This is a genomic window from Pseudodonghicola flavimaris (assembly GCF_030164425.1).
In the GTDB taxonomy this organism is placed as follows: Bacteria; Pseudomonadota; Alphaproteobacteria; order Rhodobacterales; family Rhodobacteraceae; genus Pseudodonghicola; species Pseudodonghicola flavimaris.
This window is the reverse complement of record NZ_JASNJD010000002.1, coordinates 230,571-244,100: the sequence shown is the minus strand read 5'-3', so window position 1 is coordinate 244,100 and position 13,530 is coordinate 230,571. Positions and strand designations below refer to the sequence as shown.

Genomic DNA, 13,530 nt, shown 5'->3' with positions numbered 1-13,530 from the left:
TTAGACGCTCCCCTGATAGTCGGCCTTGTAATCGGCTGGATGGTCGGCCTGCGCCCGCGCGCGGGTGGCCGGGTCAAGCTGGCGACGCGGCTCGATGCCGCTGTCGACCGCCCCGCGGCAGAGTTTGAGATAGGCGAGCACCCCGGTCAGGAACCCGAGACAGGCGATGATGGCGGCGGTCGTCATCTGCGCCGCGGTCAGCTCGCGGGTGGTGATCGCGATATAGCCGAAGGCCCAGAACCCCGACCAGGCGATCACGTTGATGATGGCAATCAGCTTTCGCATCGGCTCACACCCTCTCGATGATGCGGTCGCCGAACAGCCCCTGCGGCCGGAACACCAGGAACAGCAGCGCCAGCACATAGGCGAACCAGTTCTCGGTGGCGCCGCCCAGCATCGGGCCGAACAGGAAGTCGAAGAGCTTCTCGCCCACCCCGATGATCAGCCCGCCGACGATGGCACCGGGGATCGAGGTGAAGCCGCCCAGCATCAGCACCGGCAGCGCCTTCAGCGCGATCAGCGACAGCGAGAACTGCACGCCGGACTTGGTGCCCCACATGATGCCCGCGACCAGCGCCACGAAGCCTGCCACCGACCAGACCATCACCCAGATGAAGTTCAGCGAAATCCCCACCGACAGCGCCGCCTGGTGATCGTCGGCCACCGCGCGCATGGCGCGGCCCTGCTTGGTGTACTGGCTGAAGATCACCAGCGCGATCACCAGCAGCGCCGCGATCACGGTGGCGACGATGTCGAGATTGTCGATGAAGAACCCGTAGCCGAACATGTCATAGGTGACGCCGTCGATCGTCTCGTTGATGCCCTGCGGCAGCCCGACATCCAGCTTGCGGATTTCCGAGCCCCACATCAGGTCGGCGACGCCTTCGAGGAAATAGGCCAGCCCGATGGTCGCCATGAACAGGATGATCGGCTCCTGCCCGATCAGGTGGCGCATGACGAATTGCTGCACCCCCCAGGCCAGGACCGCCATCACCACCATGGTCAGAAGGATCGCCAGCAGCCCCGGCAGATGCCAGCCGAAGTGATGCACATCGGTGCCGAAGATGGCGTTGATCAGATGCGAAAACGGCACCTGGCCGTCCATGATCCCCACCAGGGTCATCGCCGCGAACAGCGCCATCACCCCCTGGGCATAGTTGAAGATGCCGCTGGCCTTGTAGATCAGCACGAAGCCCAGGGCGACCAGGGCATAGAGAACGCCGGCCATCAACCCGTTCAGGGTGACCTCCATGGCGAAGAGTAGTTGATCAGGCATGTCCCGCGCCTCCTGCAAAATTCTTCCACGAATTTTTCCAGGAAAATCCGAATTTTCCTGGCGTGTCCCCCCGACGATCAGTCATGTGCGACCCCCAGATAGGCGTCGATGACATCGGGGTTGTTGCGCACCTCGTCGGGCGGGCCGTCGCCGATCTTCTTGCCGTAATCCATCACCACCACCCGGTCGGACAGATCCATGACCACGCCCATGTCGTGTTCGATCAGCGCGATGGTGGTGCCGAATTCGTCGTTCACATCGAGGATGAAGCGGCACATGTCCTCCTTCTCCTCGACGTTCATCCCCGCCATCGGCTCGTCCAGCAGCAGAAGCTTCGGCTGCGCCGCCAGCGCGCGCGCCAGCTCGACCCGCTTCTTCAGCCCGTAGGGCAGCCGCGCCACCGGCGTCTTGCGGATGTGCTGGATCTCCAGGAAGTCGATCACCTGTTCCACGATTTCGCGGTTGGCGATCTCCTCTGCCTCGGCCTTGCCCTTCCACAGCGCCTGGGAAAACAGCCCGGACTTCATCTGCGTCAGCCGCCCGGTCATCACGTTGTCCAGCACGCTCATGCCTTCGAACAGCGCGATGTTCTGGAAGGTGCGGGCGATGCCCTGGCGGGCGATCTCATAGGGGCGCATCGGCGGCCGCTTCTCGCCGCGGAACCAGACTTCCCCCTCGGAGGGCACGTAGAACCCCGAGATCACGTTCAGCATCGAGGATTTGCCGGCCCCGTTGGGCCCGATGATGGCGCGGATTTCGCCTTCGCGGATGTCGAAGGAGATGTCCTTGATCGCCACCACGCCGCCGAACCGCAGGGTGATGTTCTTCATCTCCATCACCACGCCGCCGATCTTGCGGCCGTCGTCGGTGATATAGCCTTCGGCCTGATCAAGCATGCGCCCCCTCCTTCTTCTCTGCCCAAATACTCCCGCCGGAGGCGGTCCCGTCCGCGACGCGGTTCCCCGGGGCCGTCATTCTGCCGCCACCTGATGCGGGGCCACCGGCACCACCGCGGCATCGCGGATTTCCAGCGTGGCGCTGATATAGCCCTTGCGACCGTCCTCGTAGGTCACCTCCGTGCGGGTCGAGACCGAGGCGGAGCCGTCGTAGAGCGCGGTGATGATATCGGCGTATTTCTCCTCGACGATGCGGCGGCGTACCTTGCGGGTGCGGGTCATCTCGCCATCGTCGGCATCCAGCTCCTTGTGCAGCACGACGAAGCGGTGGACCTGGCAGCCCGAGAGCATCTCGTCCTCGGCGACCGACCGGTTCACCGCCTCGACATGGCTCTGGATCGAGGCCAGCACCTTCGGATGTCCCGCCAGCTCCTGATAGGAGGCATAGGCGATGTTGTTCCGCTCGGCCCAGTTGCCCACCGCCGTCAGGTCGATGTTGATGAAGGCGACACAGTGATCGCGGCCGTTGCCGAACAGCACCGCCTCCAGGATGTCGGGGTAGAACTTCAGCTTGTTCTCGACATATTTCGGCGCGAACATTGCCCCGGTGGACAGTTTGCCCACGTCCTTGGCGCGGTCGATGATGCGCAGATGGCCGCTCGATTCCTCGAAGAAGCCGGCGTCGCCCGTTGCCACCCAGCCCTCGGCGTCCTTGGTCGAGGCGGTGCTTTCGGGGTTCTTGTAATACTCCACGAAGGTCCCGGGCGAGCGGTAGAAGATCTCGCCGCTTTCATCGATGCGGATCTCCACATCCGGGGCCGGCACGCCGACGGTATCGGCGCGCACCTCGCCATCGGGCTGGACGGTGATGAACACTGTCGCCTCGGTCTGGCCGTAGAGCTGTTTCAGGTTGATGCCGAGCGAGCGGTAGAATTCGAAGATTTCCGGCCCGATCGCCTCGCCGGCGGTATAGCCCACCCGCACCCGGCCCAGCCCCAGCGTGTCCTTCAGCGGGCCGTAGACCAGCGCGTTGCCGATGGCGTATTTGATCCGGTCCCAGAGCCCGACCGGCTTGCCGTCCAGAATGCGCCCGCCCACCTTCTTGGCGTGGGCCAGATAGTGGTGGAACATGCTGCGCTTCAGCCGGCCGGCATCCTCCATCCGGATCATCACGTTTGTCAGCTGGGTTTCGAACACCCGCGGCGGCGCGAAGAAATAGGTGGGGCCGATCTCGCGCAGGTCGGTCATCATGGTGTCGGCGCTTTCGGGGCAGTTCACGCAGAAGCCGCACCAATAGGCCTGGCCCACCGAAAAGATGAAATCGCCCACCCAGGCCATCGGCAGATAGGACAGGATGTCCTCGTTCTGGCGCAGGTGGTCGAAGCCCGAGGCGTTCCTGGCGCTCTCGATCACGTTGCGGTTCGACAGCACCACGCCCTTGGGTTTGCCGGTGGTGCCGGAGGTGTAGAGCATCACGCAGGTGCTGTCGTAGTCCAGCTTGGCCTGGCGCCGTTTCAGCTCGCCGATCAATTCGTCATGGGCGGCGCGGCCCTGATCCTGCACGTGGGAATACTGGTGCAGGTGCGCATGCTCGTATTTCCGCATGCCGCGCGGATCGAGATAGATCAGATGTTCGAACTGGTGCAGCTGGTCCTGCACCTCGATCACCTTGTCGACCTGTTCCTGATCGCCGGCGATGACGAAGCGGGCGCCACAGTGGCCCAGCACATAGGCCATCTCCTCGGCCACCGCATCCTGGTAGAGCGGGACGGGGATCGCCCCCACCGCCTGTGCCGCGACCATCGACCAGTAGAGATAGGGCCGGTTGCGGCCGATAATGGCGATGAAATCCCCCTCGTTGACCCCGAGGTTGATCAGCCCGAGCGCAAGCGCCTCGATCTCCTTTTCGGTCTCGGCCCAGCTCCAGCTCTGCCAGATGCCGAATTCCTTTTCCCGATAGGCGGGCGCCGTCCCAAATTGGGTGGCATTACGATGTAGCAGCGCCGGAAGCGACAAAAGCCGCTCGGCGCCAGACTGCGTCTGTGCCAATTTCAGTTCTCCTCCCTGTCCGGCGCACCGGCCGGCTGGGACCCGCCTCCCAACGGGTCCGGTCCGATTAGGACAGGCGCCATTCAGTCGGTCAACTTTTTCCTGATCATTGCGCAATCCTTACGAATTGTTACAGGCTGTGCGGAGCCCCCGCCGGCCCTTTGCGAAATCCGCCGACGGATGCTAGCCATAGCGCGGGGAGAGGAGGAGACGCCGTGGAGGACAACCAGCAGCAGATCCGCGAAATGACCGACGCCGGGCTCAATCTGATCGCCCAGGCGCTGTCGATCTATGACCGTGACCTGCGGCTTGCCGTGTCCAATCGCCGGTTTCGCGAGATGTTCGATCTGCCCGACCGGCTGGCCACTCCCGGCGCGCGCTTCGACGAGACCATCCGGCATCTGGCCAGCACCGGCGAATATGGCGAGGTCGGCGAGATCGAGGCCTTCGTCGCCCGCAAGGTGCAGCAGGCTCGTGCCTTCGAGCCGCATTACATGGAGCGCACCCGCGCCAACGGGCGCACCATCTCGGTCGAGGGATCGCCGCTGCCCGAGGGCGGCTGGGTGACGGTCTATACCGATATCACCCGCGCCAAACGGTCGGAGGATCTGTTGCGGCTGCGGTCGGAGGAACTGTCCGATCAACTGATCGCGCATGCGGAGGAGCTGTCGGCCGCCAACCGCGAGCTCGCCGCCACCATCACCGCGCTGGAGGAGGCCAAGCGCCAGCTGACCGCGATGGAGGCGCGCACCCGGATGACGGCAGAGATGATGCCGGCCCATATCGCTCATGTCGATCGTTCGGGCCGCTATCTCTATTCCAACCGCCGGCTGAGCGCGGTTCTGCCGGGGCGGCCGTCGGAGATCACCGGCATGGCGATTTCCGAGGCGCTCGGGCCGCACAGCTATGCCCGGATCGAACCGCATCTGCGGGCCGCCTACGGCGGGCGCAGCTCGGTGTTCGAATTCACCGAGGATCACGATTCCCGCCGCATCCGCGCCGCCTTTACCCCGGACGGGCAGGGCGGCGTTTATATCCTGTCGATGGATGTGACCGAGGAGACCCAGGCGCGGGTGGCCCTGCAACAGACCCGGCGGCGGGCGCTGGCGGCGCAGATGACCTCCGGTCTGGCGCATGATTTCTCGAATCTGCTGACCATCATCCTCGGGATGCAGGGCAAACTGGCGCGGATGGATCTGCCGGCGGAGGCGCAGGAACTGGTTGCCGCCACCCGGACAACCGCGCGGCGCGGCGGCCGTCTGCTGGACCGGATCGCCGATATGACCGGCAAGCGGCCGCTGATGCCGCAGGCCACCGACCTGCATGGGCTGCTGGCCGATCTGCGGTTGCTGGCCACGCCGAGCCTGCCGCAGGGAGTGGGCATGAGCCTTCTCGATCACAGCCCTGACGAGCTGCTGATGCTCGATCCCGGGATGCTGCAAGATGCGCTGCTCAATCTGGTGCTAAACGCCCGCGATGCCTGCGGTTCGTCCGGCCAGATCACCGTCAGTGCCCATGCGGTCGGGAATATCTGGATCGAGATCGCGGTCAGCGACACCGGCCCGGGGTTTTCGCCCGAGGCGCTGGAAAAGGCGCTCGATCCCTTCTTTACCACCAAGGGAGAAGAGGGCTCGGGCCTGGGGCTGCCGATGGTCTACGACATGGTCAAGCTGACCGGCGGCGACCTGCAGCTGGGCAACACCGCCTCGGGCGCCTGCGTGACACTTCGGCTGCCCTATCGCGCCGCGCCGGCGGCGGCGGGCGGGTTGGCGCTGCTGGTCGAGGATCGCGTCGATCTGCGCGCCGCGGTGCGCGATATGCTGGTCGAGCTCGGGCATTCGGTGATCGAGGCCAGCTCGGTCGACGAGGCCTGCGCCCTGCTGGCCGATCTGGAGGATATCCGGCTGGTGGTCTCCGACATCCGGCTGCAGGGGGCGGCGACCGGGCTCGATCTGCTGGACCGGATCGGCGACAGTCGGTTGGCTTGCGTGCTGATGACCTCGCTGCCGGCCTCCGATCCGCTTTACCGGGCGGCGCAGGCGCGGGCGCCGGTGCTGCAGAAACCCTTCACGCGGGCCGAGCTCGCCACCCTGCTGGGCCGCGGGGAGGTCGCCGCATGAGCGCACCCCTGGTGACCATCCTGGACGACGAGCCTGAGATTCGCGGCATCCTGACCGAGGCGCTGGAGGAGGCCGGCTTTCGCACCCAGTGTTTCGCCCGTGCGAGGGAGTTCGAGGCGGCGCTGAATCGGGTTACCCCCGATGTCTGCCTGGTCGACCTGTCGCTGCCCGACACCGACGGGCTGGCGCTGGTGCACCGGCTGGCACTGGAACGCGGCGCCAAGGTGATCATCATCTCCGGCCGGGCACAGGTTCAGGACCGGGTTACCGGGCTGGAACTGGGGGCGGACGACTACATCACCAAACCCTTCGACCCGGCCGAGGTGGTGGCCCGTATCCGTGCCCGGCTGCGCGGCGGGGCGGCGGCGCCCCAGTCCGGCCAGAGGGCGGAGTTCAACGGCTGGACCGCGCATTTCGACCGCTATGCGCTGGAGGACGAAGACGGTGCGGAAACCCCGTTTTCCCATGCCGAGGGCGAGGTGCTGCGGCTGTTTCTGGAAAGCCCCAAGCGGTTGATCAGCCGCGCCCAGATGCAGGACGCACTGGGTGGTGCGGCGGGCGAAAGCTTCGATCGGGCGATGGACGTGCGGATTTCCCGGCTGCGCACCAAGCTGCGCGAGGACCCCAAGAACCCGCGGCTGATCAAGACGATCTACGGTGCCGGGTACATCTTTCTGGGCGATGTGCGGTGGAGCTGACCGGCGCGGCCGGGGGCGGCCGGGAAGATTTGGGCGGGCGCCGGCCGGGGCGATGCAGAAACGGCACGTCAGAGGCGCTGCCTCTTCCCCCTTCTGCGCGGCTCGCATAAGACGGGCGCAAAGTAGGAGCGAGTGATGTCCCAGATTACCCTGATCCGTCACGGCCAGGCCAATACCGAGGCCCGGGACGAGGCCGAATACGACAAACTGAGCCCGCTGGGCCATCAGCAGGCCGCCTGGCTGGGCGATCACCTGCGGGCCTCTGGCACGGTGCAGGGGCGGGTCTATTGCGGGTCGCTCACCCGGCATCTGGAGACCGCGGCCTCGATGGGGCTGGGCGATGGGATCGTCGTCGATCCGCGCCTGAACGAGCTGCAGTATTTCACCATGGCGCAGCTGCTGGAGCAGCAGCACGGTATCCCGATCCCGAAGGAACGCGACAGTTTCGCCGAGCACATGCCAAAGGTCTTCGGCGCTTGGCAGCGCGATGAGCTGGACGACGTGCCCGAGAGTTTCGCCGAATTCGAAACCCGGGTGCGCGCGGCGATCGCCGATATCGCCGAAGGCCCGGGCCCGGCTCTGGTTGTCACCTCCGGCGGGCTGATCTCGATGGTGATGCGGCAGTTTCTCGGGCTCGACATCCCGGCGATGTCGCAGATGGCGCTGGCGATCATGAACACCTCGATGCACCGGCTGTTCCCCATCGGCAACCGGCTGAGCCCGGTGTTGTTCAACGCGGTGCCGCATCTGGAGACGCCGGAGCGGCAATTCGCGCAAACCCATATGTAAGCAGAAAGGAGACCGGCGATGACGCATCTCTGGGTCCGTGCAGAACAGCGCCCGAACGAGGAGCGCGTGGGTCTGACCCCCGAGGGCGCGGCGGCGCTGATCGCCCGGGGCATTCAGGTCACGGTCGAGGAGAGCTCGGTCCGGGCGATCCCGATCGACGGCTACCGCGAGGCCGGCTGCGCCATCGCGGCAGAGAACGCCTGGCCCGAGGCACCGCGCGATGCGATCATCTTCGGGCTGAAGGAGCTGCCCGACGACAGCACCCCCCTGCCGCATCGCCACATCATGTTCGGTCACGCCTTCAAGGGGCAGCACTCCGGCAAGGCGCTGTTGCGGCGGTTCCGCGATGGTGGCGGCACGCTCTACGATCTGGAATATCTGGTGGATGACACCGGGCGCCGGGTCGCCGCCTTCGGCTATTGGGCGGGCTACGCCGGCGCTGCCGTCACGCTGAAGGCCTGGGCGGCACAGCAGCGCGGCGGCATCTGCGGCCCGGTCGGCGTCTATGCCGGCAAGGAGGCGCTGCTGGCCGAGCTCGGCGCCGAGCTCGACGCGCTGCAGCGGGATCGTCCGCGCGCCATCGTGATCGGGGCGCTCGGCCGCGTCGGCACCGGCGCGGCGGATCTCTGCGAGGCGATGGGCGTCGCGGTGACCAAATGGGACATGGCAGAGACCGCCAGCGGCGGCCCTTTCCCCGAGATCCTCGATCACGAGCTGTTTCTGAACTGCATCTTCGCCCGCCCGGGCACCCCGGTCTTCGTCCCGAAATCGGCGCTGACCGCCGACCGCAGGCTGACCGCCATCGGCGATGTCGCCTGCGATCCGGACAGCGATTACAACCCGGTGCCGGTCTATGACCGCGCCACCACCTGGGCGGCACCGGTGCTGCGCGTGGCCGAGGCGCCGGTGCTGGACGTGATGGCGATCGACAACCTGCCCTCGATGCTGCCGGCGGAAAGCTCGGAAGACTACGCCGCCCAGCTGCTGGCGTCGCTTCTGACGTTGGACGATCTCGCCTCCGGGGTCTGGGGCCGGGCCGAGGCGATCTTTAAACAGCACGTGGCGGGCTGATCCGGGCCTGCGACCGGCCTTCACCGGCCCTCAACCGGCCCGCTGCGGCGGGCGCAACCGACATACGACGAAAGGGGAACGACCCATGACGATCCATTGGTGCGGCACAGGCCTCTCGGCCATTCCCGGCCTGCGCAGGCTGATCGAAGGCGGCAAGACCGTCACCGTCTGGAACCGGACGGTGGAGAAGGCGCGCGAGGCGGTCGGCGATCTGACCGATGACATCCGCGCCTTCGACATCGACACTCTGGGCGCGGTGCTGGAGAAAGGCGATATCGTCGTCTCCATGCTGCCCGGCGACTGGCATGTGCCGTTGGCGGAACTGGCGATCTCGAAGGGCGCGAATTTCGTCTCCTCCTCCTATATCGCGCCGGAGATGCGGGCGCTGGACGACAGCGCCAAGGCTGCCGGCGTGGTGCTGGTGAACGAGGTCGGCCTCGACCCCGGCATTGACCATCTGATGGCCCATGCGCTGATGGCCGATTATCGCGCCTCCGACGCCTTCGACCCGGCCAATCACCTCAGTTTCCTGTCCTATTGCGGCGGGGTGCCGAAGATCCCCAATGACTTCCGTTACAAGTTCTCCTGGTCGCCGCTCGGGGTGCTGAAGGCGCTGCGCTCGCCGTCGCGGTCGCTGAAGGATTACGCGGAACTGAAGGTCGATCGCCCCTGGGACGCGATCTCGACCTATACCGCGCCGCTGCCCGAGGTCGAGGATTTCGAGGTTTATCCCAACCGCGACAGCCTGCCCTTCATGGCCGAATACGGCTTCGATCCCGCCTGGCCGGTGAAGGATTTCGTCCGCGGCACCCTGCGGCTCGGCGGCTGGGCCGAGGCCTGGGCCGATGTCTTCAAGGAGGTCGAGACGCTGACCGGCCCCGAGGGCGATGCCCGGCTGAAAGAGATGTCGGATCAGTTCTGGGACGAGAACGCCTATGACGAGGGCGAACCCGACCGGGTGATCCTCTGCGTCGATCTGAATGCCGAGAAGGATGGCCTGGAGGTCTGGCACAAGACCTATGTGATGGATGCCTGGGGGGATGAGCGCGGCACCGCGATGGCGCGGCTGGTCTCCATCACCGTGGCGCTGGCGGTCGAGGCGGTGCTGGCCGGCCGGATCGAACCGGGCGTGCATGCGGCGCCCTCGGCGCCGGCGCTGATCGGCGACTGGATGGCCGAGATCGGCACGCTGGTCCAGCACCTCGAAATCGTCGATCAGACCGCCTGATCCGATGCTGCAAAGGGGCCCTTCGGGGCCCCTCCTGCGCGGCGCGCCAAGCTCTGCGGCCGGGCGCCTCCTAGCTTCTTCTCTGCGAAAATACTCTCGCCGAAGGCACGCGCCGCAGGCGCGTCAGCCGGGCCCCGACGGGGGCCGGCGCCATCACATCAGGTCGTTTTCCTCGTCCTCGGCCGAGATGCCGAGCGCGTCGAGCCCGTTTTCCAGGTGGTCGGCCAGATGCGGGGTGCCGATCAGGTAATCCGAACAGGGGGTCGAGGCTTCCTGCTTGGCGGTCTCGACCGCTTCCTCGAAATCCTCGGCGAAAAAGCTCTCGCGGCCGATCCACATGATCGCCACCAGCTCTGCCTGTTCGTCCTCGCTCATCCGGTCGATGAAGGCGCGCATCTCACCTTCGGCACGGTCGATCTCGCGGGCCATCACGGCGACCTGCGCGACCTTGCGGGGGGAAATCTCCATCTGTTCGTCCTCCTGTTCGCAGCCTCGGGCACCAGCATAGCGATCCGGGGCGCGGCGTGGTTGATCCTGCGCAAACCGCGCGGCCTGTCGCGGCTTAGCGGGAATTCCCGACCGGCGCCAGCCCCGGCGGGCCGGCCTCCGGCGGCAGGCGCAACCCGCGCAGCTGCAGCGCGCCTGCGCGGCCGCGCAGGGCGGTTTCCGCGGCGATGTCCCAGGGCGGCGCCCCGGGGTCCTGTCCGGCCGCATGCAGCAGGTCGCAGGACACCACGATAGCGGCTGCCAGGCGTTTTGTCTCCTCCTCCAGACGCGCGGCGGTGTTCACCGTGTCGCCGAAGATGGAGTATTCCAGCCGTTCGCCGGGGCCGACCACGCCGCTGAAGACCGCGCCCCAATGGGCCCCGACGCCGGCGGCCAGCGGCGCCAGCCCCTGCGCCTGACGGGCCGCCGACCAATCGGCGATCTGTTGCTGCAGGCCGAAGGCGCAATCCAGGCAGGCCCGGGCTGCCTTCTGCGGAGTGCCGCTGTCCTCGAAGACGATCATTGCCGCATCGCCCATGAACTTGTCGAGAATGCCATTGGTTTCGGTCGCCACGATCGCCACCCGGCGGCGGTATTCGGTGGCGAAATCGGCCAGCTCGGCGGCGGTCATGTTCTGGCTGAGCCCGGTGAAGCCGCGCAGGTCGATGAACAGCACCGCCGCCTCGTGCCAGCGGCCGCGGCGCAGATCGTCGAGCCCGCCGGCGGCCAGCCGGGGGGCCAGCTGCGCCGGCAGGTAGCGGGTGAGGTTCAGCGCCTTCTGCGCCTCGGTCAGCGACCGCAGCAGCAGCCAGCGGGTGCGCACGCCGGCCAGCACCAGTACGACGCAGGCCAGCGCCAGCATCGCCACGCGCATCACGTTGGGCGGAAACGACAGGAACACCGCCGCGGCGCCGGCGCGCGGCTCGAACCCGGGCCCGGCGGGCACGCTGATCAGCAGCAGCAGCCCAGCGACGGTGAGGATCGCGATATAGGCCTGAATGCCGGGGTTGAAGCGCAGCACCCCGAAGGACAGTACCACCGGTGCCAGCCAGACCGAGGGGAAGACAAAGGTATGGCTGCCGGGCAGGTGGGTGTTGACCATCCCGACCCAGACCCCGACCAGAAAGAACAGGCAATCCGCCGTCGCCGCCGGCCAGACCATCCAGATCTTCAGCCAGCCCCTGCGGTAGCCGAGCCAGGACAGCGCCCCCAGGGCGAAATAGGCGCCCATCATGCCGAAGGCATAGAGCCACTGGCGGCTCAGCACCGCCGCAGAGGCGGTGTCGGGCACAGGGCGGTCGGCGACGGCCAGCGCGAAGGACAGCGCCAGCGCCGCCGCCGCCAGCATCCTCAGCACCCCGACCAGCGCCTCCGCCCGCAGCTCGGCCTGGCGGAACAGCTGGATCGTCTCCTGCGGCAGGGCCATGCGAGCGGCGCGCCTCAGCCCTGATCCGCGCCGCGCTCGGGCAGCGAGGACAGGCTGCGGGTCTGGCTTTCCACCAGCGTCGGGCTCTCGATCTCGGAGCCCTGGGTGACCACGCCCATCGCCTCGAACTTGCGGGCCGAGGGCAGCACCCGCGTCTCCAGCGAGCCGACGGCCTTGTTGTAATGATCGACGGAGCGGTTCAGCGCCTTGCCGACCGCATCCAGATGGCTGCCGAAGGTGTTCAGCCGGTCATAGAGATCCTTGGCCACCTTCTGCACCTCCAGCGCATTTTCCGCCATCTTCTCCTGTTGCCAACCGTAGGCGATCGCCTTGACCAGCGCCATAAGAGTCGTGGGGGTGGCGATCAGCACCTTGCGCTCAAAGGCGAATTCGATCAGCTCTGGGTCGCTCTCCACCGCGGCGGCGACGAAGGTTTCGCCGGGGATGAACATCACCACGAAATCCGGCGTCGTCGGGATCTGGTCCTGATAGGCCTTGGACGACAGCAGTTTCACATGGTCGCGGACATGCCGGGCATGGCGGGCCAGATTGCTTTGCTGCAGCTCCGGCGTCTCGCTTTCCAGCGCGTCCAGATAGGCCTCCAGCGGGGTCTTGGCATCGACGACGATGCTCTTGCCGCCGGGGATCTGGACGATGGCGTCGGGGCGTCGGGCACCGTCGTCGGTCTGCATATGGTGTTCCAGCGTGTAATCGACGTGCTCGGCCATGCCGGCCATGTCGAACACCTGCCGCAGCTGCATCTCGCCCCAGCGGCCGCGGGTCTTGGGCGCGCGCAGCGCCTGCACCAGTTTGCGCGTCTCGGTCCCCAGCGCCTGCTGCCCCTCTGCCAGCAGGCGCACCTGCTGCTGGATCGCGCCATAGGCTTCGCCCCGGGCCTTCTCGATCTCCTTGATGCGGGTATCGAAGACGGTCAGCCGTTCGTTCAGCGGCTTGACCAGATTTTCGATGGCGAGCTTGCGCTTTTCCAGATCCTCGCTGGCGGTCACCTCATGCGACTTGAACCGTTCCGAGGCGAGCTTCAGGAAGCTTTCCGAATTCTGCCGCAGTACCCCGGCGGCGAGGGTGGAAAACCGGTCCTCCATCTCCTTCTTCATGCCGCGCAGCTCTTCCAGCCGGGCCTCGTGTTCGGCCTTCAGGGTGCGCAATTCGGTTTCGGCGCTGATGCGCAGCTGCTGTTCGTCGCCGTGCAGGTTGCGCAGGTCGTCCAGCGATTGCAGCAGCTCGGGAATCCGGGCGGACTGGGCGCGGGTCTCGGCCAGGGCCTCGCGCAGGGTCTGGCCTTCGGCCTCGGCTGCGGCCAGATCGGCCCGCATCGCCGCCAGCTCCGGTTTCAGCCGTCTCAGCCCGGCGAGGCGGAGCAGCAGGACGAGGGCGATCAGCCCCAGCACGGCGGCGGCCCAGCCAAACACCTGCTCGGGCGGCAGGGCCTGTAGCCTGGCGAAAATCTCATCCGCGGTCATGGAGTGCCTC

At 66.7% G+C, this 13,530-nt stretch carries 12 protein-coding genes; 5 read left to right on the top strand and 7 right to left on the bottom strand.

Going from position 1 to position 13,530, the window contains the following annotated elements:
- From QO033_RS03830 to QO033_RS03815, 4 genes are all read right to left on the bottom strand, one after another.
- The gene (locus QO033_RS03830) at nt 1–285 is read right to left on the bottom strand and encodes a hypothetical protein (protein ID WP_284479605.1); all 285 of its coding nucleotides are present in this window, start codon (nt 283–285) and stop codon (nt 1–3) included.
- Nucleotides 286–289: 4 nt separating this feature from the next.
- Nucleotides 290–1,276 (bottom strand): branched-chain amino acid ABC transporter permease, encoded by a 987-nt coding sequence (locus QO033_RS03825; RefSeq protein ID WP_284479604.1) that lies wholly within the window; start codon nt 1,274–1,276, stop codon nt 290–292.
- Nucleotides 1,277–1,353: 77 nt separating this feature from the next.
- On the bottom strand, nt 1,354–2,172 hold the full coding sequence (locus tag QO033_RS03820) for an ABC transporter ATP-binding protein (protein ID WP_284479603.1): 819 nt from the start codon (nt 2,170–2,172) through the stop codon (nt 1,354–1,356).
- Between the two features lie 75 nt (nt 2,173–2,247).
- Nucleotides 2,248–4,221 (bottom strand): AMP-binding protein, encoded by a 1,974-nt coding sequence (locus tag QO033_RS03815; RefSeq protein ID WP_284479602.1) that lies wholly within the window; start codon nt 4,219–4,221, stop codon nt 2,248–2,250.
- 245 nt (nt 4,222–4,466) lie between these two features.
- On the opposite strand from QO033_RS03815, the gene QO033_RS03810 reads away from it, so the two are divergent.
- The 5 genes from QO033_RS03810 (at nt 4,467) to QO033_RS03790 (ending at nt 10,127) form a co-directional block, all read left to right on the top strand.
- Nucleotides 4,467–6,341 carry a hybrid sensor histidine kinase/response regulator gene (locus tag QO033_RS03810; RefSeq protein ID WP_284479746.1) on the top strand — a complete coding sequence of 625 codons (1,875 nt, stop codon included), beginning with the start codon at nt 4,467–4,469 and terminating at the stop codon, nt 6,339–6,341.
- A complete protein-coding gene (locus QO033_RS03805) occupies nt 6,338–7,039 on the top strand; it encodes a response regulator transcription factor (protein WP_284479601.1) in 702 nt (233 codons plus the stop codon). The genes QO033_RS03810 and QO033_RS03805 overlap by 4 nt, the downstream gene beginning before the upstream one ends.
- A gap of 135 nt (nt 7,040–7,174) precedes the next feature.
- A complete protein-coding gene (locus tag QO033_RS03800) occupies nt 7,175–7,828 on the top strand; it encodes a histidine phosphatase family protein (RefSeq protein ID WP_284479600.1) in 654 nt (217 codons plus the stop codon).
- 18 nt (nt 7,829–7,846) lie between these two features.
- Nucleotides 7,847–8,899, top strand: a complete 1,053-nt coding sequence (locus QO033_RS03795) for a saccharopine dehydrogenase (protein ID WP_284479599.1) — start codon at nt 7,847–7,849, stop codon at nt 8,897–8,899.
- Between the two features lie 85 nt (nt 8,900–8,984).
- Nucleotides 8,985–10,127: a saccharopine dehydrogenase family protein gene (locus QO033_RS03790; protein WP_284479598.1), complete on the top strand. Its 1,143-nt coding sequence runs from the start codon at nt 8,985–8,987 to the stop codon at nt 10,125–10,127.
- A gap of 153 nt (nt 10,128–10,280) precedes the next feature.
- Here the strand turns inward: QO033_RS03790 and QO033_RS03785 are convergent, their stop codons facing one another.
- From QO033_RS03785 to rmuC, 3 genes are all read right to left on the bottom strand, one after another.
- Nucleotides 10,281–10,595, bottom strand: a complete 315-nt coding sequence (locus QO033_RS03785; protein WP_284479597.1) for a DUF3775 domain-containing protein — start codon at nt 10,593–10,595, stop codon at nt 10,281–10,283.
- A gap of 94 nt (nt 10,596–10,689) precedes the next feature.
- A complete protein-coding gene (locus tag QO033_RS03780; RefSeq protein WP_284479596.1) occupies nt 10,690–12,039 on the bottom strand; it encodes an adenylate/guanylate cyclase domain-containing protein in 1,350 nt (449 codons plus the stop codon).
- Nucleotides 12,040–12,053: 14 nt separating this feature from the next.
- Nucleotides 12,054–13,520 carry a DNA recombination protein RmuC gene (gene rmuC / locus QO033_RS03775; protein WP_284479595.1) on the bottom strand — a complete coding sequence of 489 codons (1,467 nt, stop codon included), beginning with the start codon at nt 13,518–13,520 and terminating at the stop codon, nt 12,054–12,056.
- Nucleotides 13,521–13,530: the final 10 nt, after the last annotated feature.

Coding starts and splice junctions, on each gene's coding strand:
- QO033_RS03795 (WP_284479599.1), top strand. CDS start 7,847: ATGACGCATCTCTGGGTCCGTGCAGAACAGCGCCCGAACGAGGAGCGC.
- QO033_RS03810 (WP_284479746.1), top strand. CDS start 4,467: ATGACCGACGCCGGGCTCAATCTGATCGCCCAGGCGCTGTCGATCTAT.
- QO033_RS03805 (WP_284479601.1), top strand. CDS start 6,338: ATGAGCGCACCCCTGGTGACCATCCTGGACGACGAGCCTGAGATTCGC.
- rmuC (WP_284479595.1), bottom strand. CDS start 13,520: ATGACCGCGGATGAGATTTTCGCCAGGCTACAGGCCCTGCCGCCCGAG.
- QO033_RS03780 (WP_284479596.1), bottom strand. CDS start 12,039: ATGGCCCTGCCGCAGGAGACGATCCAGCTGTTCCGCCAGGCCGAGCTG.
- QO033_RS03790 (WP_284479598.1), top strand. CDS start 8,985: ATGACGATCCATTGGTGCGGCACAGGCCTCTCGGCCATTCCCGGCCTG.
- QO033_RS03800 (WP_284479600.1), top strand. CDS start 7,175: ATGTCCCAGATTACCCTGATCCGTCACGGCCAGGCCAATACCGAGGCC.
- QO033_RS03825 (WP_284479604.1), bottom strand. CDS start 1,276: ATGCCTGATCAACTACTCTTCGCCATGGAGGTCACCCTGAACGGGTTG.
- QO033_RS03785 (WP_284479597.1), bottom strand. CDS start 10,595: ATGGAGATTTCCCCCCGCAAGGTCGCGCAGGTCGCCGTGATGGCCCGC.
- QO033_RS03830 (WP_284479605.1), bottom strand. CDS start 285: ATGCGAAAGCTGATTGCCATCATCAACGTGATCGCCTGGTCGGGGTTC.
- QO033_RS03820 (WP_284479603.1), bottom strand. CDS start 2,172: ATGCTTGATCAGGCCGAAGGCTATATCACCGACGACGGCCGCAAGATC.